Consider the following 19,464-nt stretch of genomic DNA (forward strand, 5'->3'; position numbering starts at 1 on the left):
CTGTCTAGAAGAAGATGGATTTCCAGGTTGCGATGGAAAACACGGCGAGAAGCACCGCTGCGACAAGTTTGGTTGCGATCAGAACGGCTTTCATGCGACCGGTGCGCCGGAGTTGCGCACCAAGGCTTGCGAAGCCGAAATGGATTGCGAACACGACCGCGATCAGAGCGCCGAACAAGGCAACAAATTGGCCGAAGCGGCTCTGTGAGGGGTCAATGTACTGAGGAAAGACCGACATCAGGAAGATGATGGCCTTTGGATTGGAAAACGAGATCAGCAAGCCGTCCCGATAGCTGTTCCGCTTCCCGGCAATTCCGGCGTCCAGACTGACGGTTACCGAATCGCCCAGCGATTTCAGGGCGCTGCGGCTGAGATTCCAGGCGACATACAATAGGTAGGCCGAACCGAGCAGCCTCAACACCGTCAACGACTGCGGATATATCAGGAATAGACTCCCCAGACCGAACGCGGCCACGGCAGCCATTGCCAACAGCGCCGTTAGATTGCCGAATATCGTCTTGATGCCTTCAGAGAGTCCCCCCTGCAGGGCGTTTTGAACAACGATGATGACGTTCGGCCCTGGAACAAGCGTGACGGCACTGAGCAGAACGACAAACGACCAGATTTCAGCGGGAATGATCATGGCTGAAGACACTCATATTGTTTTGTTTTTTCCGGGTGGAACAGAGTTCCGGCGTCCGATTGGCCAAAGAGGGCGGATGCAAGCGTTTCACGAACGCAGGAGTTTCCGGAGAAGATCCTTGTTTCAACGCCGGCCCGCGCAAGAGCAAAGCAACTTTCGAGTTTCGTGCGCATACCGCCGGTGACATCCAATCCAGCGCGTGGAAAATCACGCACGAGCTGCATCGCGAACGCTTGCTGGTCCGGATAAAGAACGGCGACAGGGTTCAAATCGCCATCCAGCAACCCGTCCTCTCCAGACAGGAAGAGCGCTCTTTCGACGCCCAGGTCCCGCTCCAGTCCCAGTTGCATAACAAGACGGTCACCGTTCAACGCGGTAACACCTGTGGACTGGCTGAAGACAAAGCCCCCTGACATGACGGGCATCATGCCAAGCGAGATGATCAGTCCGAGCTGGGAAATATCCAGATCGAGCGTCCCTCGGCTGTTCACCGACAAAAGGGCGGCTTCCTGCAGCGGAAACGCAGCGACGCCAAGCTCGGCGAAGCGTTCGCACAGGTCCGACTTCATCTCGAACATGGCCCTGGACATCCGGTAGACGTTCCGAAGGTCGCAGCCAAGGGCCCCTTCCGTAACCTTGTAGCGGCTTGCTGCGTGGTGACCGATGCTGCCGCCTCCCGATACAAGAAGTACGGACACCCCGGCCGATCTGGTGTCATTCTCCAACACGTGGGCGAGATCGGTGCAGAACCTGGACAGTTTTTCGTGGTGAACGACTCCGGGCTTGTTCTTGTCCGAGAAAAATGCACCGCCCAGTTTGATGACAACGCTGCGCTTGGGAGACACGGCTTTCATGCTGCTGCCTCCTCGGTGAACAGGTAATGGGCGGCCAGAGCCCCGACCATCGGCGCACCCGCACGTTGGCCCACAACGTCGGAACGCGTATTCGCCCCGGCTATGTCAGCAAGAAGAAAGCAATCGGCTTCCGGCACAGGTTTCGAAAACCAGCCGGACAATTTTTTGATGACAGCACAGGGATACTGGTGGCCGCGCGGTGTCGAGACCGAATTGGCCGGAGTTGCGGCAACAAGATCGATCCCCGGTCTTGCAGACCGCATCACGTCAAAGTCTTCCGGACACAACGGAGAGACTGCCGCCCGTTCGCCCATACGGGATGCCGCATCGAAGAGCATTCGGTCAAGCCCGCGCTGCTGTGCTGTGTCATCGCCGACGAGAACACTTCGTTTGCCGAATGCTCTCCCGGCGTGGCCGGTCAGCGTCGCGAGCGCTATGAAATCGGCTGACTGGGCCGAAGCGGCCGCCCGGGCCGACAAGAGGGAGGCGACAACATCGGACAGAAGAAGGCGGCCCTCGGCATCGGTGTTGCCGACCTGTACCCGCAATCCACTTGCAGATGTCAGGCAATGGTCCGGCGTTATGGCGTTACCGCCGAGACCGTTCCAGGTGAAAGCCAGTTCCGCACGGATAAAGAGATCTTCCGGCATTGCCCCGGCTGCCGCCAGAAGGAAGCCGGCAAGCGCTCCGGCTCCTCCCTTGTCGCGCGACATACCGAACTGGCCTGCAGGCTTTAGGTCCACCCCGCCGGTATCCATGACAACACCCTTGCCGGCGCAAAAGAGAGCACGCCGGGCACTCGGGGAGCCAAGCTGTATCCGCAAGACGCTGGGACGGCGATCCGGATTGGCGGAAGTTGCGGCTGCCACAGCGGAAAGCAGGGGGTACTCTTCGGAAATGGCTTTCTCGGAGACCGCTTCAACCTTTACACCGGCCGTCGCCAGTGTGTGAGCTGCCAGTTCGGCCAACTCAAAGACCGGAAGGTCAGGCGTCGCTTCCGTGATCTGCCGCGCCAGCGACTTTCCCTGCGCCACTCGTTCAGCTTGCCGGCGAATGTTCTCCGGAAAGGCCGACAGATTGAGCTCGAGCGTGCCTGCTCCAGCCATGTCCTGACGGACGAGGGCCTCGACCAGGCAGGGCAGGACGTGTTCGGCAGCATCCGGAGGCACGAGCGTCAGACGCCCGCATCCTGCCTCGACGGCGAGTGCCACCAGTTGTCCATAGGTCCGCGCAACAAGTTCCGCATCGGGCTGGAACCCTTGAGTGCGGGGAAAGGCGACGCTTGCCACATAGGAGCTGCAGTCAAGGCCCAGGGGCAGACACAGAGAACCCGAACTTGCCCGCTTGTCGCTGACAAAGATCTTTCCCGGATCGGGCATCCCTTTCCAGATTTTAACATCGTCGGCGAAGCCACCGGTGCAGGAAGAAGCAATCCGTGAAGGCCGTCCCTCTGAGGTTGTCGCAACCAGGTTCATATCGGGGCCTTGCCTCGCAAAGCGGCGTGCGACCGGCACGCCTCAAGATACGCCGACGAAATGATCCTGTTGACGGCTGCATCGTCGTGGTGCCATTCGATGTGCCATTGAACGCCGTATGCGAAATTGCCGGCGTCGGCGATACGAATGGCTTCGACCGTTCCGTCCTCGGCCAGGAGTTCGACCGAGATGCCCGCTCCAGGTTTGTCGACGGCTTGCGTATGGAGTGAATTGACCACTACCGGCGCATTGCCGTTACCGGCTTTGGCCAACTGGTCCGCGATCCAGCTATCGGGTTGCGGTATCACGGGATGCGCCGGGCCATACCGCTCCCAATAAGGCACTGTCTTGTCGGAGCGATGATCAATCCTGCCTTGCCTGAGATGCAATTCATTGATCATGCTGCCCCCGCGCAGAACATTCATTTCCTGCATGCCACGGCAGATCCCGAGAACCGGCAGTCCACGCTCCAGGGCGCGTTTCAACAGCGGCAGCGTCGTCCAGTCTCGGCGCGTATCCTCTCCGCCCACAAAGTCTTCGGTCTCACTGAACCCGTCCTTGCTGGACGGATCGGGCCTCAAGCGGACATTGGAGGGGCTGCCCGTAAGCAGGAGGCCGTCCAGTGTGTCCAGAAGCGCGCCGAGAACCTCAGGACCGGCGTTTTTGTAAAGGGCCGGTATCAGAACCGGCGCTGCACCAAGAATATCCCGCACATAGTCGGCATACATCTCGTAGACCGTGTGATGGCGGACCGCTCCGATATTCGCGACGTCAATCGTGCGAAAACAGCAGGAGATTCCGATGACGGGGACGCGGCTGCTCATGGCTGCTCAAACTGCCTCCATGTCGGTTTGCCTGCGACGCCATAGGCCTTCTTCCTGTATTCCGCTTCACTGTGTGCATACGCGTCGTCGACACCTTCGAGAGTGGCGTCTATGGCGCTCAGCACCGCCTCCTTTCGTGGATAGATCTGCGATCCGGTAAGATAGGCTTCCGACGCGAACATCACGTCGTCGACAAAATCCACGGTGTCGCGCACATATTTTCGCGGGTTCTGCCGAAGGTCATATCCGTCCAGCAGAAACAACCGCTCGAAGCGCGCAAGCAGGCCCGGATCGATCGAGACTTTACGGGCGTAGGACAGCAGCCACTTTCGATTGAAATTCGTGCAGCCAGCCAGATGAACGAATGCCTGGAACTCGGCAATGAGCCGTTCGCGCGCCAGATCGCAGGCCCGCTCGAGTTCGTCCTGTTCATAGGCGCCGATCAAGTCGATAAGGACCGAAAAATCCGAGGCTTTCCAGCGGTAGAGAAGATACAGAAACCGGTCTTTGCCAATAGCCTTGCGAATATCGGCCAGTCTGTCTTCGTTGTGGAGTGTGATCCCGGTGAACAGCCGGTTCAGGAAGGCTTTTTCCCGGTGGTCGATGTCCTTGGTCAAGAGCAGGGGCGAGTTGACTGCGTAGTCGAATACCTCGTGCAGACGGTCGACAAGCGCATCGAGACCTTCATATGTGCGATATTCAATATCGACCTTGATTTGCGTGCCCGGGATCAGGGTGTGAATGAGAAAAATCTCTTGGCCGGTATCGCCCTCCTTGACGATGCTTCGCGACGGCGTAAGCACACGATAGTGACGGGCGACGTCGATCTCTTCCGACAGGCGGTACCGATCCGTGATCACGTGAACATCGACGTCCGAAAACCGGTTTCCGAGACCCTCGACGATCGAACCGCCGGCAAAGGCAACATCGGTTTCCCGGAGATATGCGTCAGCCGAAATGTTGCACAGGTCGTAGACACTGCTCTCTGTCGCGTTGACCGGCAGCGCAATCTTATGCTGCAGCATCTGCTTTCTCCTGTAGAGCCATGGATATCAGGTCCAGTATTTCGGCACGTATCTCGTCGCAGGGACGCGCGGCATCGATACGGTGCCAGTTGAATTTTTCGCTCCAGTCGATGAGCTGGTCCCGCACCGCGCCCTGATGGCGCAGGAACGAAGTTTCCGACAGGTCCTGATCCAGACCGCACTCGTAGGGAACCAGCGGAATATCGCCATCCTCTGACCGGCGGCGATAGGACTCGGCCGGCTCGATATCCAGAAAGAAAGTGATATTGGGAACCGGCATCGCCTGAACGGCGGCTTCGACCAATGCGGTCTGTCCCGAATAGCGGATTTCGGAGGCGGCATGTTTCGGCCAGTAGCCGTCAAGCACCACGACATCGCAGCCCTGGAGGACTTCCGGTTTCAAGGTGCCGTGAAGGGTCCAGAACAAAAACAGCGTCCGCGTCACCTCCTGCATCTGTGACGTGCACCGGCGCAGCAGCGGCAGATCGTTGCCCATAAAGGAATATTCGGGATAAATATCCTCTCGGATAACATCCCACTTGTCGATGCGCTTCACCGAAACCCGATTTTCGAGTTCTGAACGAATTGCCTTCGACAGCGTGCTTTTTCCCGCGCCGTCATTACCGACGAAAGCAATCGCAAATGGCGCATCGGGATTATTCAAAGGACAAAAAAACATCGGTTCCCCTAGAGCGTCTTTTTCAGGTGTTCGGCGATTGCCTTGAGAACCGCCTGGTCACCGCTTGCGGCATCGTCACCCAGTGCCGGAAACTTCGGCCAGCCCGTGTCCGGAAACGCTCGTCCGCCAAAGTCCTTGGGTTGGGAGTAGCGGGGAATGCAGTGATAATGGAGATGGTCGTCCACCATCATCAGCATCAGGTAATTGAATTTTTCAAACCCGAAGGCACTGCGTAGTCCGGCTTCCATCTTCGTGAGCGCATCGCGCAAATCCAGCGCCTCCCGCTCCGTCAAATCCGACATGCGTGCGGCAAAACGGTTCAGCGAAAGAACGGATGCGCCTAAGGTCGACTGCTGTGGACGGACGGACCAGGTCCAGCTCTCGTTCGCGTAAACGAGCAGCTCGGAGGTCTGGAAAGCGTCCCGGAATTCCTCCAGCGTCGTCGTCATGGTCGCAACTCCTTGTCTTTTGCGGAAACACCCGTGAAGCAGAGGTCTCCGTATTCCGGGAGATCCTCCTGAAGGTTTTGCAGCAATGCGGAGATTGCCTTGTCGGCGTCTGCGATCACGGGATCGGCGCAGTAGGGTCGAACCGCAGCGAGGTGGAAATACAGCGGTCCTTCGCTTGGCGTGCCGAGCAGCCCGATGCGGGGATTCACAAGACCATCAGCGCCAACCACCAGATTGGTCTGGCGATCGACTTCGACGCCACCCGTTGCAAACCGCCCGCCGTCAGTCGACGAAACGACCCATTCGCGGATCAGTCCGTTCTCGGCAAGCGAGCGGTAAAGCGGGTCTTGTGTGCGCGAAAGGTCGAACTTGTGAACAGAGGCATTGAACAGGACCTGCCCGCGGACGCGTTCCGCCCCTCCATTTCTGGACAGTTGAAATCCGCCGGACGTTTCCTCGAGATCAGGTGCAAGTCCAAAGGACAGATCCAGAATGCCAGCATCGACCAGCGCCATGATCTTGGTCATCATTTTCAGCGAAGTGCCGACGGCGACCCGGTTGGTGATCCGGTGCACCGTGTTCATGAAAAACTTCTGGGAATCCGGCAGCAGCGCGCCAAATTCGACACAATATCTGACCGTATCGCGCATATCGCGCCAAACGCCGTCGATCGCGGCTTTCCGGGGATTGGATATGTTCCCCTGCGTCGCCTCCGCCAGGTCCTTGAGAAAGGCAGAATAGGCAGACTGCCGCAGGGCTTCCCGGGGTGCGTCCCGGAAAGTCTTCAGCGGTTCAATCAACGCGGTCCACTTGAACACATGCCGGATGGGGCACGGCTCATGGAGGAACGGCGAAGGCTCGGCCAGAATTGTCCGCGCCTCGGCCAGCACGGCCAAAGGTTCGCCTTCTTGCACGCGTCGACCCGCATAGACCCTGACAAACGCGCACAGTGCCGGAACATCCGTTTCGGCCAGGCCTTCGCTTCCGTCCAGTGCGCGGGACAGGCGCCCGGCGAGCTCCGTGAAATATCTTTCCACGGGTTCGGACAATCCGTGCAGCGCCGCATTGATGCTATCGAAGCTCTGCGCGCCACCGTCGGCAAACCAGTCGACGAGAGTATCAACTTCGCTTCGGAACTTTTCGAATTCCGGCTTTCCGAATAGGGTCTGATAGTAGATCCGCTGCATTTCCAGCACCATGACCGGAAGAACGAAGCGCCCGAAGTCCAGCTGACGTATTTCGTTTCCGCGCGGGTCGTGAGCTGCGATCCCGACGGACTGGCGCAAACGGTCGATCAAGCCTGGCGTGAAATAATGACCCGTCTCGAAAAGATCGGGATCGTTGAGCTTTTCGTTATAGGCCCGTGCGAACAGAAACACTCCGGTCGAGCTGTAAGCAAAGATTTGTTTCGGCTCGAAACCGCTGCGCACATATCTGAGAGGCCGGACGGTATCGCCGGTCGGAACGAAATATCCGCCGCGCCCCTCCGTCAACCTCAGGATGACGTCGATCGCGGCCAATCCCATTCCCTTGCATATCGCCGTTTCACCCGGCTTGATGACATCTGCGTCAATACGCTCGATCGGGTAGACGCTGTGAACGTAGTTCGCCTCACCATTTGCCGAATCTTTGCGGGATGCCTGGCTTTGTTCAGAAATGGGATGACCCGTACACAGCATGATTGCCGCATGCCGGGCTGGGAGGCCACCTTTTTCCAGGCTCAGAAGGTACTCTTCGCCCTTCTTTTGAACCCCGGTGACCTTGTCCCGGACAAGCTCGACCTTCACACCATGCGCCTTTAGGGCGGCAACGTACTGTTTGAAGACGTCACAGGACGCTTCGCCGAACAGTCCCCTGTCCACCCACTCTCTTTCAGAAACGTTGTAACGCTCATTCCTGGTCTCTGCGTATTGTTTCATGCACCAGGAAAAAAGCGTTTCCCGCCGATGTTCCGGCAACAATGCCGAAACCTGATCCCGGTTGCTTTCGTCCGCACCGAAGGAAATCTGCGACGCTATCCTGTTCAGGTGGTTGGTGACCGGCTGGTCCGGGTAGTGACACCCAGCTCCGAAATTTCCCTGCGCGTCATAGACATGGATTGACAGAAGCTTCGCGAGTGCCGGGCTCTTTTCGGTGCGCGCAAGCAAACGCTCGATACAATAAAGTGCATTTGGGCCGCCACCGACGATGGCCAAGGAAAACTTTGACATTGTTGATGAACTCACAACGGGATCGATGAGAGGAGGTCAGGAAATCCAGCAGCGAAGCATGTGCCTTCGCGGCGCCCAGCCTCCCGGAACGGGACCGTCGACAAAACTGGTCCGTCCATGAAAAACCGACGTGTCTTCGGCGATCAGGATGTCGCCCGCGCGAAGTGTTACGCGGTACTGCAGGCTGGAAGTCTCCAGCGCGGAGTCCAGAACGTCGAAGGCATACTCCTGATCAGCCGTCAGGGGTTCACCCGCCCTTTCGTGAGCAGATGCAATATAGGAACGGAGATACCGGAATCTGGGCTTTCCATCCTTTTCGGAGAGAACGGGGAGTTCGAAGAGTTGAACGTCCGAAGACATTCCCCGTCCCTCGAAATAGAATTTGGAACGCAGGATATTCAGCACGTCCGGCAGATGCGCGAGTTCGTTCACGACATCTTGTGCCCGAAGCAGGATCGTTTCGCCGCCGATCAAGGCCGGTGCCGCGCACCCCAGCACCAGGTAATCCATCGGCTCGATACGGTTGACGGAATCGGTGTGAATGTCCCCGCCTTGCCGTGTCTGGTGATATCGGGCTCCTTGCTCAATCCTGCCGACATTCCGGTTAAACACTTCAATGACGGTATCGCCGGCATCATTTTGGATCATCAACGTCCCAAGAAGTTCCGAAAGTTGAATGCAGAATTCGCGAAAACTTTGTAGATTTGAGCAAAAATTCGCGATGTTGACGACCAGAAAATCCTCGTCGAAAATCCATCTGATAATGTCTTCCCGCAAGTTGCTGTTAGATTCAGCGGCACTTCCTTTAAGGAAGTTCGATATACGCGTTTTAAGTGTGTCGTTGACAGTCTGAACGCCAATAAATGGTCTTACTTTTTCGGCTTCACCCGTCAAAATCATACCTAGACCCTCGTAAAAATTGCTAGTCTGTTTATTTGCTATCTAATCTTCGACTAAATTAAAAGTGGAAAAAATCGATTTAGGCGGGAAATTTTCACAGCAGCAATCCATTGTTGCTCGGGGTTGGTTGGTTCATACTCTCCATACATGACCGTGGCCGCTTGATCGGCAGCCGGATGATCGTGCGTTAGCATCTGGGCGTTACGCGGAGCCAAGGGCAATCGTTTGATTTGTTGACCTCCTCCTGGAAGTGGCTGAATTTGCGTTTCTTTGGAGGATTTTGGTATTGGATTTCGAGGACATTTTTGCGTGGACCGAACGCTTAAAGCGCGCACGGCACTGACTGCGGCCTATCTGGCGGGTCTACGTGTTTCCGAAGTAGTCAGCCTTAAGGTGGCCGACATCGACCGCCAGCGCGGTGTCATTCGGGTCCGCCACAGTAAGGGCGGCATGGACCGCTAAGTGATGCTGTCCGCGCACTCCTGCATATCCTGCGAATCTACTGGTGGCTGGCGCGGCCTCCCGATTGGCTGTTTCCCCGCCGCGACGGGTCCGGCCCGATCAGCATTACGGTTCTTCATGCCGCCTGCAGGTCGGCGCGGGCCGCCGCCGGCATAGGCAAGCGCGTGACGGTGCACACGCTTAGGCACTCCTTCGCAACACATCTGCTTGAGAACGGCATCGTCATCCGCATCATCCAGGTTCTGCTCGGCCACAACAACCTGTCAAGCACGGTGCTACACCGAAGTTTCCAGCGGTCTCATTCGGCGCACGCAAAACCCGCTCGACCGGCTCAAGATCGAAGTGGTGCCGCCGAACTGACGCAGTCCCATGTCGGCGAGACTGGAGGTGGCGGATATCTTCCACCACCATGGCGAAGCCTATCGGCAAGCCCATCACGGTCATCTGGGCCGCGTCGAGCGGCGCGTGATGAGCGCGATCGAGCTGTGCCGCACCGCCGTGCTTGGTGGCCATATCGAGGGGTGCCGGGCCTGCGGAGCGGTGCGTGTGGCCTACAATTCCTGCCGCAACCGGCACTGCCCGAAGTGCCAGGCCGCGGTGGCGCGGGACTGGCTGGCCGCGCGTGCGAGCGAACTTCTGCCGGTGCCCTATTTCCACGTGGTGTTCACGCTGCCCGCCGAGATCGCAGCGGTTGCCTTCCAAAACAAGGCGGTCGTCTACACCATCCTTTTCAAGAAAGCCGCCGATCCCAGGCATCTCGGTGCCGAGATCGGCCTCGTCGCGGTTCTGAGAGTGCCTTGCGCACATCTTCCCCAATCAGACGAGCGTAGGCGCTCGATATCGCATAGTCTTGAACATCGGGCTCAGGCGGGGCCAAGAGCGCTAGCGCCTCCGTAACAAGATCGGGTTGATTTCGACCGTCGATCAACGCCAGGCAAAAGTCGGTCGGCGTGAACTGCTCGAGGATCGTTGCGCGATGCTCACGTACGAAGCTCAGCAACGGTCGGAAGCTGGCATCGCCAAACTGGGACGTAACCGCGATCATCAGCTTCTCGCAAACGCCAGCAGCGGCGCGAAATCGTGATTGTCGGCAGCGCGCAGCGCGGCGATATATTCGGCGCGAAGAGTTCCGATGTCACGCAGAGTTCCGCCGCCCCAACTGAAAGGCTCACCTCCGAGCCGGGCGATGAGAAGATCCGCCATGAGTCAAGCGTGACGGCCATTTCCATTGGGAAAGGGGTGGATGGCAACGACCCCGTGATGAAGCCGAACTGCGATTTCATCGGGCGAGAAGGAGCCGTGCCCAATCCAGTACTGGACGTCGCGCAGCAAGCCGCCGAGTTGCAGATGGATTTGTTGCGGGTCGATGCCGATATTCTTTCCGGTTTTCCGGACCGAGCCAGCCCACGACCAGACATCTCCAAACATCCTCTTGTGCAGCTCGAAAACGAAACCTTCGGTCAATAGATCCGCACTGCGGCGGCGATCGATCCAGGCGACCGCATCATCTATATTCGCCTGCTCAGCTTCATTGAGGGTCGGCACGGGTCGTGATCCACGTCTGCAGCAGTCCCTCTCGCTCTTCTGCATCAAGGGGCGTTGCATCGTCGGGCTGTGCAAAGACGTCGCTCACGTGGTCTCCCAGAGATCGCGATCGCGCAACGCCGTCTCGATATAGGTCTGGATGCGCTTCTCCAGGTCGCGATCGACCTGCTGATCCTCGAGCGCCATGGAATGCGAGACGCGGCCGAGTGCTTGCAAGGCAATTTCGCGCGCCCTGTGATCGACCATCTCGGTGAGGCTTGTCTTGGGCACGAGCGCATAGACAAGCACGCAGTCCATCGCCTCAGCAGCGCGACGTAGCGTGTTGAGCTGGATCGTGCCACCCGCCTCAGAGCGCTCGAGGCTGACAATGCCCTGGGCGGTCATGCCAAGCCTTTTTCCGAGCTGGGCGCCCGTCATGCCGATCGCGTCGCGAATGGCGCGGACCCATCCTTTTGATGGCCTGGCGAACCTGTCGATTGGTTTGATCGACGCCAGTTTGCTGTCGAGCCGATCCCGGGCTCTGTTCCGAATCGCGGGTTTCATAAACTTGTGACTTTATTAAAGATGAGTATTTATCAAGTTATGACTTGATATATTAATTCAATTGATAAAGCCAGGAATTTATTAAGCGACCATATTTGAAAGCCATAGCTTTATAATTAGCAGTTACACTTGGGTCGAAGGAATGCGTGTCGGTGCCTTAAAACCGCCAACGCATAAAGCGTCATTCTTCTGAGGAGTGTGATCGTCATATCGCTCAAGCAATGCGAAACCATCATCTTACATGCCAGGGATAAATGGTTCCATGTTACCGGGATCTGGCACTCTGCGTCACGGGGAGGCCTGAGGCCTTTGCGACCTTGGCAATTGAGGTGAACCAGGATGTTGAACGCTATTTTGAGCGTCAGTTGGTCCGGGTCGGGACGTAAGCAGCGCGTGGCTTGGCTGGATGTGATGTGGAGAGGAAGAAGATCTGCTTCGACCCTTGCCCGCGCGTTTCCAGGCCCGTTTCGCGGTTGCGCAAGCCGAATGCACAGGTGGTGTTCGCGTTCTGAAATCCTGCGTTCCGCCTATACGGCTTTACGACTATGCGGGGGAAGGCCTTCCCCCTGGTCGGCACTGCGTTGCCGGCCACCCCCTTTTGCGGGGAGGCCCCGCAACGCCCCCTGAGAGTGAGAGTGCGGACGGGGTTTGCCGTGACGGGTTGGAAGCTGGAGAAGTGGTTTCCGGCGCCCGTCGCGGAGAACCGCGATGTCCAGATATGATCGCACCCGACGCGCCGGCTCGGCGAGGGCGAACCTCTACGACGAAATCACCAACAAGATCATCGCCGAGCTGGAAGAGGGCCGCGTGCCCTGGGTGCGGCCCTGGGGAACGTCCGCTGCGAAAGCCCCGCTCGGCTTGCCGAAGAATGCCAGCACGGGTCGAAGCTATAGCGGCATCAACATCCTGCTTCTCTGGGGCGCCGTAGTGCAGCATGGCTTCCCCGGTCAGGGCTGGCTCACGTTCCGGCAGACCCTTTCCCTTGGCGGAAACGTACGCAAGGGCGAACGCGGTACGACCGTCGTCTATGCCGACCGCTTCGTTCCCGAGGACGAGAAGACGCGTGCCCGCGAAACCGGAGAGGAGGCGCAGGCCATCCCGTTCCTCAAACGGTTCACCGTATTCAACACGGCGCAGTGCGAGGGGCTGCCCGAGGATATCGCCGTTACCATCCCGCCGCCTCCACCCGGCCTGATCGAACTGAAGGTCGAGGCGCTCATCAAGGCGACCGGCATAGATTTCCGCATCGGCGGTGACAAGGCGTTCTACGATTCGGCCCACGACTTTGTGGTCGTGCCGCCGCCACAGGCCTACTTCGAGCCGATTAACTGGCACAGAACCGCCCTGCACGAAATCGGTCATTATGCCGTAAACCGGATTATGCCGCATGACCGAGCCCGTCGGCTTTTGTGCCTGGGTTCGGCCATGCGGCGGTTCGGCATAATCAGAGCGCCTCGAGGAAGGCGAGCAGTTCATCGTTGGGACGATACCGTCCAGGGTGTGTTTCCGGGCTGATGACCTGAGCTAGCGCCTTTTCCTTCAGTCGCATATCGGCGTGGATATAGATCTGGGTTGTTTCCACGGATTCATGCCCGAGCCACAATGCGATCACCGATTGGTCGACGCCATGATGAAGCAATTCCATCGCCGTGCTGTGGCGCAGCGTGTGCGGCGTGACGCGCTTGCCTACAATGCTGGGGCAATCTCGCGATGCCGTCAGGCAATGCTTGCGCACCAGGTGCTCCAATGCATCCCGGCTGAGCTTCTCACCCCGGATCGACGGGAACAGCGGTCCGTCGCTCTCGCGGCGTTCGCCGATCCAGGTCTGGATCAGTTTGGCGGTATCACGACGAAGAGGCGTGCTGCGTTCTTTTCGTCCTTTGCCGATGCAACGGATGTGGGCGCCGGTGCCAAGCACAACATCCTTGCAGCGCAGGTTGACCAACTCGGAAGCGCGTAAACCTGTTTGAAGTGCAAGTACCAGCAAGACATGATCGCGCCGCCCCGCCCACGTCGTTCGATCCGGCGCGGCCAGCAGAGCCGCGATCTCGTCAGTATCGAGGAACGTGACGCTACGTTTCACATACCGCTTGTTCGGCATGAAGAAGCCAGCTCGGATCGGTCAATGCGACATAGCGGAAGAATGAACGGATGGCGGCGAGCCTTGTATTGCGGGTGCGAGCCGTGTTCCCACGCACCGTTTCGACATAGGTCAGGAAGTCGGCGACGAGATCGGCATCGAGATCCTCGATCGTCAGTTTCGTTGGTGGCTTTCCATAGCGCGCGCTCGCGTACTGGATCAGCAGCCGGAACGTATCGCGATAACCGGCGATGGTATGACGACTTGCCTCCATCTGGGTACAGAGCCGATCGGTGAAGAAGCGCTGGATCAGCGCAGGGAAGTTGCTCGTCTTCATCGAGTTTCCACCTCCACTGCTGAACCGGTTATTCGGGCAGAGGCCAGTTCCAGCAGTTCCGGGACCGCTTCCAGATACCAGTATGTGTGGGCGGGGTTCGCATGACCAAGCCATGTCGTGAGCTTGATCATTTCGCGGCCGACGTCCTTGCCCGATCGGTACCAACTCAGCATGGTGCGCACCGCGAAGGTGTGGCGAAGATCGTGGATGCGCGGGCCACGGCCGTGCCTGAGATAAAGCTGCGGTTCTCGCAATCCGATCTGCTGGCAGACATGCGCGAAGTTGTAGCGCGCACTGCAGTCGCCAAGACGGCGCCCTTCACAGGTCACGAAGAATGCTTCCGGCTGGCGGCCAAGCAGCCGGTCGCGCTCGCTGGTGTAGCTTTGCAGCCGTTGCACCACACTTGGGTCCAACGGGAGCAACCGCTCCTTACCGAGCTTGCCCTGCCGGACATGAAGCACGCCGGCTTCGGTATCGAGATCGGGGGGGTGAGCCCGAGAGCCTCACTGATCCGGAGCCCGATTACAGCGATCAGGCCGAACAGCGTTGAGGAGGTCAGGCCGCGCATGCCATAGACCGAAGGCAGCAATCGCGCATGCTCGATGATCGCAACGATCTCGGCGTCGCTGTAGATATAGGGGTGAGAACGCTGAACACGGCCCGGCACCAATCCCCGTGGCGGAGCCTCGTGCCTTGGGTCCATGCCGTGCAACCATTCGGCAAACTGGCGGGCGACCCTGAAGCGTGTCGCCCTGGTTCCGGCGCTGGCGGAAGGCAGGCTTTCGAGCCAGCTCATGACAAGGTTTGTGCTGATGTGTTGCGCTCCATCTCGGTCGGCAAATGCTACGAAGCGGCGTAGTATCCGTTCTTCGGTACTCAGATCGGCGCCGAGTTGCCTTCTGATGGTGAGGTAGCGGTCCATCTCATCGAGGAAGCTCATCGTGCTACCTCCGCGATCGGCCAGGGCTGGGCAATGGAACGCAGACCATCCGTGTCGAGCTTCGCGTAGATCATCGTCGTCGCCCGCGACCGATGTCGCAGCAGATCGCCGATCTCCTCCAGCGAGGCACCAGCGCGAACCATGTTCGTTGCCAGGCTGTGGCGCAGAACATGCGATCCGACGTAGGGTGTTAGCGGCTTAACGCCTGTCGCAGCGAACGCCTCCTTCAAAATCGTGTTGATGACCTGGCTGTCCTTGAACGGGCGATTGGGTGCCCGATGCGTCACGAACAGCGCGCGCGTGGTTGCGGAGGAGCGGTCCTCGCGCAGGTATTCGCTGATCGCTTCTCCGACGTCTGGCGGTATAGGAAGCCGATCATGATGCTGGCCTTTTCCGCGAACCATCAGTTCGCCGGCGCGCCAGTCTATGTCTTCCAACTGGATCGCGATGATCTCCGGCGCACGCAGGCCGAGACGGGCCATCAGCAACAGCATGGCGTAGTCCCGGGCACCGCGCCGCGGATTGCTGCGCACCGAGGCAACGACGGCCTCTACCTCCTCAGGCGACAGATAACGGGGCAGTCTTGCGCCCCAGGGTTTGTGCGCCCGAGGGACGCAGAGCGACAGGTTGGTCATCGTGAGGCCCTGAGCGAACAGATACTGGAAGAAGCTGCGCAGATGCGTGGCCGGCGTCTTGTCGCGGAACGGACGCTTGCGCGTCACAAGATATTCCATGAACGCCACGATATCCTTGGCGTTCAGCGCCGGCAGGTCGAGCATATCGTCGCCGAAGCGATGATCGAGGAAGCGATCCGCGAACCGGAGCACATGATAGATCGTGCGTGGGCTGAGATCTCGCTGCCGGACCAGATAGGTTTCGAAGTTGCCCAACAGTTCGGCGCGTTCAGCCTGCGCGGGCGTCAGAGGCGGTCGCGTCGCGACGCCTATGTCAATCAGGTGCGTGACGAACAGCTTTGCGAGATTGGGGATCTTCACCTGGCTCTTCGGCGTGGCCGGCAATCTCTGCCCCAACTTGACGGCAAGGTCCGGCGTCAACGCCGGTGAGCGGTACGATGCCTTCGTCACCGCGCTGGGGAGAAGATTGGCGAAAGGACCGAAGCTGAGGCAGGAGATTTCCGAGGATGTTCTGGCTGCGGGAGAAGATGCTTAAGCTGACAGTCAGCACTGCGCCCTCATATCGGTCGTTGAGAAGTTTTCGATCCAATCCCGAAAGCGGCCGTTCGTTGCGTTCAGGGCAAAAGTTCGCAAGGCGGACCTTTCGGACTTTCGATCAAATGGAACAAACGGCCCTGAGCGGTCGTTCATCGGTGGAGCTGCATCCTGCGCTGCGGCCCGTCGAAGCCGTCATTCGTTGCGACTGCGAAGCGCATCAACGGAAGACGGCGGCAGTGCGTCCCCAGATCGGTCATTCACCGGTCCCTAGGCTGATCCCGAAGGCGGACACCGCGGCTAAAGATTACCAGGGTCAGCAGTCCGGACTTTCCACTCCTCCGATCAAACGGCCATTTCGGCCGAAGTGTCAACTGGGTGGTCGCCTCTGCTCTGACGGGACCCGCCGACCAGAACCTGCGGCGGCGGAGGCACTTGGCCGGGCTTTCCTTGGACAGCGCTCTGGTTCTGGCGGAGCGGTGTGGTAGCGGCATGTGAGAGGCTGTCCCATGGAACCGGGCGGGTCCCAAACACGTCAGCAAGGTGCCTGGAGTACTTGTTGGCTATGCGCTTGGCGATCCTGCCGAAGCTGCGCTCAGGACTGTAATAGCTGTCGAGGTTGAAGGCTTCGCCAAGGCCGGGTGCACCATCATCCGACGCGGAGAAACTGTAGCTCCAGGAACCCGCCTGCATCGTACCTTTAACCGTGCTTCGCCCCAGCATGAACGGTCCATTTGGTGTTACATATTTCACCCTGTCGAACCGCACAGTAAGATCGTAGACGGGTGCCCCTGGCTTGAGTTGGCGGTTTATGTCGTTCGCAACGGCTTGAAGCTTGGATCTAAGCTGTGCGGCGGCAACCGTTCCGTAGCCGTCTGATCCTGGGTCGACGATCACTCGGTTGATCCGGAAGGCCGAAACGCCAGGCTGTTGATGCTGACACGCCGCGAGGGTCACGAACAGGAAAAATCCAAGGAAAATCTTATACATGTCTGATCCTGGGAATTGGCAATCTGAAATCGGCGACAAGCTAGGACGTTAGGACTTACGAAGCCGTTAATTGGCAATTGCACCTGCAGCCCGCACAATATGACCTAAATGAAGAACATCGGCCCGGAGGCAGTATCTTAACCGGATCAGTCGCTTTGAATTCTGGACCTGCCTGCCGAGTTTTCGGAGACGCTGATCCTAGGACGACGGTCCCTTCACTTTATCCGGCATTCTGAGCCGCCATTCCAGTTTTGGCCCCGGAACTGATGGACGGCTCCTGGTTTGAGCTGACAGGCAGCTTCGCGCCTCATTTCTGTCGTTCGAAGGTTCCAACTCAGTTCACCAAAGCCGCCATTCCAATTTGGACACGCTTAGAATGTGCCGGTCGCTTGAAATGGTGCGAAGCAAAGACTTTTTACCGTGCACGCCGCCGTCCAATCTCCCGATAGAGCGCTTCCGGGCTGATGCCGATCTGCCGGGCGATCTGGTTCCATTCTCCCTTCGGCGGCAGGGTTCCGTGCCAGGCCAGCCAGGTGTCCAGCCGGTCGGCCACGGTCCTGAGGGAAAGGATTTCGCTGCGCAGGCGCGTGACCTGGATTTCCCTGGCAAGCCGCGTCGCCCAGGCTTCGGCCAAATCCGGATCGTCACGGATACGCGCCAGAAAGAACTTGCGTGAAATCCCCGGACAGCAGCCTTCGTGTGGGCGATTGGGTCGCAGAGATAGGCAGCGGCATAGACGGAGGCCCCGGCCAGGATGTCGCCCGGGCCGCTCTTTGAAGCACCAGTGCCGCACCGCCTTCCTGGTGGCGTATCAGCTGAACCTCGCCTCGCGTGACCTGAAAGAACGTTTGGCAACAATTCAAAGCACAAAAATTGACAATATGTTTCGGCCAAAAACCGAGTATTTGCCTATTCCTGTATTGATGATCCCATTGTCGGCATTGCGGCCGATGTAATGTGCTCTAAAGTTTCGTGCCGCGTCCGAGAAATCGATTTCAACTTCAACAAACTCAATCATGTTACCGACCAAAGGATTGACTGCCTTGAACACCGCCTCCTTGGCACTGAAGAGCAGCGTGGCTTCGACGCCTGCAGCCCGCTCTCGCAAGTGCTGTTCCTTTCCCGATAGTACAAAGGGAAACATGTCAGGTGTGACACGACCATCCCGTTCCGTGTCGATTCCTATTCCACGATAGGGTCGACCGAAACGAGAAACGATTGCAGCGGCCAAGTCATCCGAGTGAGTGATGCTACCGATCACCCCGCTCGGCCACTCAGGAGCGCGGGTCTCCCGTCTTCCAATGGCGACCGCACCAAAACCCAAAGAAGCTAGAGCGTTGCGGGCGTAGTGCCGGCCCGCAGAATATTCTATCTGACGCTTGGCTACCGATCCGGCGATCTGTGCACGCTCACTTTCATGAAGAGTGTGCCGGAAGTCGGAAACCGGGCCCAAGCACCCATGAATGGCGTCACCGATACAAAATCCGACACCTTTCTCATCGCTCCGGATCACATACTTCTCCAAGTCCAGGATCTGCTGCAAGACCCTAAGATGGATTTCGCCTCACACACATGAACGTCCAGCGCTTCCCGATTTTACCCCAGGCGAATCAGGTTTCTGGGAAGCTGTCCGTCGTCATGTATTTTGAGACAGATGGCTGCCTGACTTAAGGAGGGTCTGGCGCACCTGGATTTCAGTTAAGCAGCGGATTTATCGTGCTGCAAGCGCCGTTGTCTCATGGTCCTCCTTTTTGTCTTTTCCCGTTCGAGCAGGATGGTCTGTCCGCGACCTGTGTAGACATCGGCCGGGGTGAGGTTTTTCAGGCTCTCGTGATAGCGGTGATGGTTGTAGTAGCCGATGAACGCATCGATCTGCGCTTCGAGTGGACCTGTCACGGTTTGATTCCGCCCCGAGTTCTCATTTAAGCGGCCCTGGCTTCGAATGCCAATGGGCTTTTCCATGCCAAAGCCGAGTGCCTTCTGCGCGGATTGTAGAAGCCATTGATGTATTCGAATATGGCCAATTCGGCATCGCGGCGGCAGGTCCATGATTTCTGCCATAGCAACTCAGCCTTGATCGTTTTGAAGAAGGTTTCCACGGCGGCGTTGTCAAAGCAGTTTCCTGTTCCGCTCATTGAGATCTGGAAGCCATGCTGGCGCAGAAGCTTCTGATAGTCGTGGGAGCAATATTGGGCGGATTCAACCGGTCGTCGCAACACCCCGTTGATGGAGGTGTAAATGACAAAAGCAGGCAGACGAAAGTCCGAACGTTCGACCCGGGACAAATTAAACTCTCCCGGCAGGCCGCCAGTCTGGCAACGTGAGAATCTATGCCGGTT

17 protein-coding genes and 6 pseudogenes are annotated in these 19,464 nt (G+C 58.3%); 4 read left to right on the forward strand and 19 right to left on the reverse strand.

Annotated features, from left to right (window positions below):
- Positions 1-4: 4 nt before the first annotated feature.
- From ACXAIC_RS09220 to ACXAIC_RS09260, 9 genes are all read right to left on the reverse strand, one after another.
- Positions 5-643 (reverse strand): LysE family translocator, encoded by a 639-nt coding sequence (locus tag ACXAIC_RS09220; protein WP_475176337.1) that lies wholly within the window; start codon positions 641-643, stop codon positions 5-7.
- Entirely contained in the window at positions 640-1,497 is an 858-nt protein-coding gene (locus tag ACXAIC_RS09225) for an amino acid kinase family protein (protein ID WP_475176339.1), read from the reverse strand. The genes ACXAIC_RS09220 and ACXAIC_RS09225 overlap by 4 nt, the downstream gene beginning before the upstream one ends.
- Complete coding sequence (locus ACXAIC_RS09230; protein ID WP_475176342.1) at positions 1,494-2,876, reverse strand: M17 family metallopeptidase; 1,383 nt, start codon at positions 2,874-2,876, stop codon at positions 1,494-1,496. The genes ACXAIC_RS09225 and ACXAIC_RS09230 overlap by 4 nt, the downstream gene beginning before the upstream one ends.
- 92 nt (positions 2,877-2,968) lie before the next feature.
- The gene (locus ACXAIC_RS09235) at positions 2,969-3,796 is read right to left on the reverse strand and encodes a gamma-glutamyl-gamma-aminobutyrate hydrolase family protein (protein ID WP_475176347.1); all 828 of its coding nucleotides are present in this window, start codon (positions 3,794-3,796) and stop codon (positions 2,969-2,971) included.
- On the reverse strand, positions 3,793-4,821 hold the full coding sequence (locus ACXAIC_RS09240; RefSeq protein WP_475176351.1) for a hypothetical protein: 1,029 nt from the start codon (positions 4,819-4,821) through the stop codon (positions 3,793-3,795). Before ACXAIC_RS09240 ends, ACXAIC_RS09235 begins: the two co-directional genes overlap by 4 nt.
- Positions 4,808-5,500, reverse strand: a complete 693-nt coding sequence (locus ACXAIC_RS09245; protein WP_475176356.1) for a dTMP kinase — start codon at positions 5,498-5,500, stop codon at positions 4,808-4,810. The genes ACXAIC_RS09240 and ACXAIC_RS09245 overlap by 14 nt, the downstream gene beginning before the upstream one ends.
- 8 nt (positions 5,501-5,508) lie before the next feature.
- The gene (locus tag ACXAIC_RS09250; RefSeq protein ID WP_475176361.1) at positions 5,509-5,949 is read right to left on the reverse strand and encodes an HIT family protein; all 441 of its coding nucleotides are present in this window, start codon (positions 5,947-5,949) and stop codon (positions 5,509-5,511) included.
- A complete protein-coding gene (locus tag ACXAIC_RS09255; RefSeq protein ID WP_475176364.1) occupies positions 5,946-8,159 on the reverse strand; it encodes an FAD/NAD(P)-binding protein in 2,214 nt (737 codons plus the stop codon). The genes ACXAIC_RS09250 and ACXAIC_RS09255 overlap by 4 nt, the downstream gene beginning before the upstream one ends.
- Before the next feature lie 36 nt (positions 8,160-8,195).
- Entirely contained in the window at positions 8,196-9,059 is an 864-nt protein-coding gene (locus ACXAIC_RS09260) for a TauD/TfdA family dioxygenase (protein WP_475176366.1), read from the reverse strand.
- A gap of 309 nt (positions 9,060-9,368) precedes the next feature.
- Here ACXAIC_RS09260 and ACXAIC_RS09265 point away from each other — a divergent pair.
- Together ACXAIC_RS09265 and ACXAIC_RS09270 are read left to right on the forward strand one after the other, a co-directional pair.
- Positions 9,369-9,736 (forward strand): annotated as a pseudogene (locus tag ACXAIC_RS09265) (tyrosine-type recombinase/integrase); the annotation flags it as partial.
- Between the two features lie 154 nt (positions 9,737-9,890).
- Positions 9,891-10,310: pseudogene (locus ACXAIC_RS09270) on the forward strand (IS91 family transposase); the annotation flags it as partial.
- A 255-nt stretch (positions 10,311-10,565) separates the two neighbouring features.
- Here the strand turns inward: ACXAIC_RS09270 and ACXAIC_RS09275 are convergent.
- Together ACXAIC_RS09275 and ACXAIC_RS09280 are read right to left on the reverse strand one after the other, a co-directional pair.
- A pseudogene (locus tag ACXAIC_RS09275) lies at positions 10,566-11,154 on the reverse strand (mobile mystery protein B).
- Positions 11,151-11,609, reverse strand: coding sequence for a mobile mystery protein A (locus ACXAIC_RS09280; protein WP_475176370.1), 459 nt, complete (start codon positions 11,607-11,609; stop codon positions 11,151-11,153). The pseudogene ACXAIC_RS09275 and the gene ACXAIC_RS09280 overlap by 4 nt, the downstream one beginning before the upstream one ends.
- A gap of 708 nt (positions 11,610-12,317) precedes the next feature.
- On the opposite strand from ACXAIC_RS09280, the gene ACXAIC_RS09285 reads away from it, so the two are divergent.
- Positions 12,318-13,124 carry an ArdC family protein gene (locus tag ACXAIC_RS09285; RefSeq protein ID WP_475176375.1) on the forward strand — a complete coding sequence of 269 codons (807 nt, stop codon included), beginning with the start codon at positions 12,318-12,320 and terminating at the stop codon, positions 13,122-13,124.
- Here the strand turns inward: ACXAIC_RS09285 and ACXAIC_RS09290 are convergent.
- The 3 genes and pseudogenes from ACXAIC_RS09290 to ACXAIC_RS09300 all read right to left on the reverse strand — a co-directional run bounded on the left by ACXAIC_RS09290 (position 13,054) and on the right by ACXAIC_RS09300 (position 15,985).
- Positions 13,054-14,026: pseudogene (locus ACXAIC_RS09290) on the reverse strand (tyrosine-type recombinase/integrase). The gene ACXAIC_RS09285 and the pseudogene ACXAIC_RS09290 overlap by 71 nt on opposite strands.
- Positions 14,023-14,487 carry a tyrosine-type recombinase/integrase gene (locus ACXAIC_RS09295; RefSeq protein WP_475176380.1) on the reverse strand — a complete coding sequence of 155 codons (465 nt, stop codon included), beginning with the start codon at positions 14,485-14,487 and terminating at the stop codon, positions 14,023-14,025. Before ACXAIC_RS09295 ends, ACXAIC_RS09290 begins: the two are co-directional and overlap by 4 nt.
- 475 nt (positions 14,488-14,962) lie before the next feature.
- Complete coding sequence (locus tag ACXAIC_RS09300) at positions 14,963-15,985, reverse strand: site-specific integrase (RefSeq protein WP_475176383.1); 1,023 nt, start codon at positions 15,983-15,985, stop codon at positions 14,963-14,965.
- A gap of 37 nt (positions 15,986-16,022) precedes the next feature.
- On the opposite strand from ACXAIC_RS09300, the pseudogene ACXAIC_RS09305 reads away from it, so the two are divergent.
- Positions 16,023-16,136, forward strand: a pseudogene (locus ACXAIC_RS09305) (CopG family transcriptional regulator); the annotation flags it as partial.
- A gap of 344 nt (positions 16,137-16,480) precedes the next feature.
- On the opposite strand, the gene ACXAIC_RS09310 reads toward ACXAIC_RS09305, so the two are convergent.
- The 5 genes and pseudogenes from ACXAIC_RS09310 to ACXAIC_RS09330 all read right to left on the reverse strand — a co-directional run.
- A complete protein-coding gene (locus ACXAIC_RS09310; RefSeq protein ID WP_475176388.1) occupies positions 16,481-17,125 on the reverse strand; it encodes a hypothetical protein in 645 nt (214 codons plus the stop codon).
- Between the two features lie 415 nt (positions 17,126-17,540).
- Entirely contained in the window at positions 17,541-17,759 is a 219-nt protein-coding gene (locus tag ACXAIC_RS09315; protein ID WP_475176392.1) for a hypothetical protein, read from the reverse strand.
- A 225-nt stretch (positions 17,760-17,984) separates the two neighbouring features.
- Positions 17,985-18,650: a 4'-phosphopantetheinyl transferase family protein gene (locus ACXAIC_RS09320; RefSeq protein ID WP_475176396.1), complete on the reverse strand. Its 666-nt coding sequence runs from the start codon at positions 18,648-18,650 to the stop codon at positions 17,985-17,987.
- A gap of 173 nt (positions 18,651-18,823) precedes the next feature.
- Positions 18,824-19,015: pseudogene (locus ACXAIC_RS09325) on the reverse strand (integrase core domain-containing protein); the annotation flags it as partial.
- A 32-nt stretch (positions 19,016-19,047) separates the two neighbouring features.
- Positions 19,048-19,464: integrase core domain-containing protein (locus ACXAIC_RS09330; protein WP_475176401.1), on the reverse strand; the 417-nt coding region annotated here is incomplete at its 5' end.

Source organism: Roseibium sp. AWQ4_254, assembly GCF_056161025.1.

Excerpts from the sequence above, each read along its gene's own strand:
- ACXAIC_RS09220 (WP_475176337.1), bottom strand. The coding sequence starts at position 643 with ATGATCATTCCCGCTGAAATCTGGTCGTTTGTCGTTCTGCTCAGTGCC.
- ACXAIC_RS09225 (WP_475176339.1), bottom strand. The coding sequence starts at position 1,497 with ATGAAAGCCGTGTCTCCCAAGCGCAGCGTTGTCATCAAACTGGGCGGT.
- ACXAIC_RS09230 (WP_475176342.1), bottom strand. The coding sequence starts at position 2,876 with ATGCCCGATCCGGGAAAGATCTTTGTCAGCGACAAGCGGGCAAGTTCG.
- ACXAIC_RS09235 (WP_475176347.1), bottom strand. The coding sequence starts at position 3,796 with ATGAGCAGCCGCGTCCCCGTCATCGGAATCTCCTGCTGTTTTCGCACG.
- ACXAIC_RS09240 (WP_475176351.1), bottom strand. The coding sequence starts at position 4,821 with ATGCTGCAGCATAAGATTGCGCTGCCGGTCAACGCGACAGAGAGCAGT.
- ACXAIC_RS09245 (WP_475176356.1), bottom strand. The coding sequence starts at position 5,500 with ATGTTTTTTTGTCCTTTGAATAATCCCGATGCGCCATTTGCGATTGCT.
- ACXAIC_RS09250 (WP_475176361.1), bottom strand. The coding sequence starts at position 5,949 with ATGACGACGACGCTGGAGGAATTCCGGGACGCTTTCCAGACCTCCGAG.
- ACXAIC_RS09255 (WP_475176364.1), bottom strand. The coding sequence starts at position 8,159 with ATGTCAAAGTTTTCCTTGGCCATCGTCGGTGGCGGCCCAAATGCACTT.
- ACXAIC_RS09260 (WP_475176366.1), bottom strand. The coding sequence starts at position 9,059 with ATGATTTTGACGGGTGAAGCCGAAAAAGTAAGACCATTTATTGGCGTT.
- ACXAIC_RS09280 (WP_475176370.1), bottom strand. The coding sequence starts at position 11,609 with ATGAAACCCGCGATTCGGAACAGAGCCCGGGATCGGCTCGACAGCAAA.
- ACXAIC_RS09285 (WP_475176375.1), top strand. The coding sequence starts at position 12,318 with ATGTCCAGATATGATCGCACCCGACGCGCCGGCTCGGCGAGGGCGAAC.
- ACXAIC_RS09310 (WP_475176388.1), bottom strand. The coding sequence starts at position 17,125 with ATGTATAAGATTTTCCTTGGATTTTTCCTGTTCGTGACCCTCGCGGCG.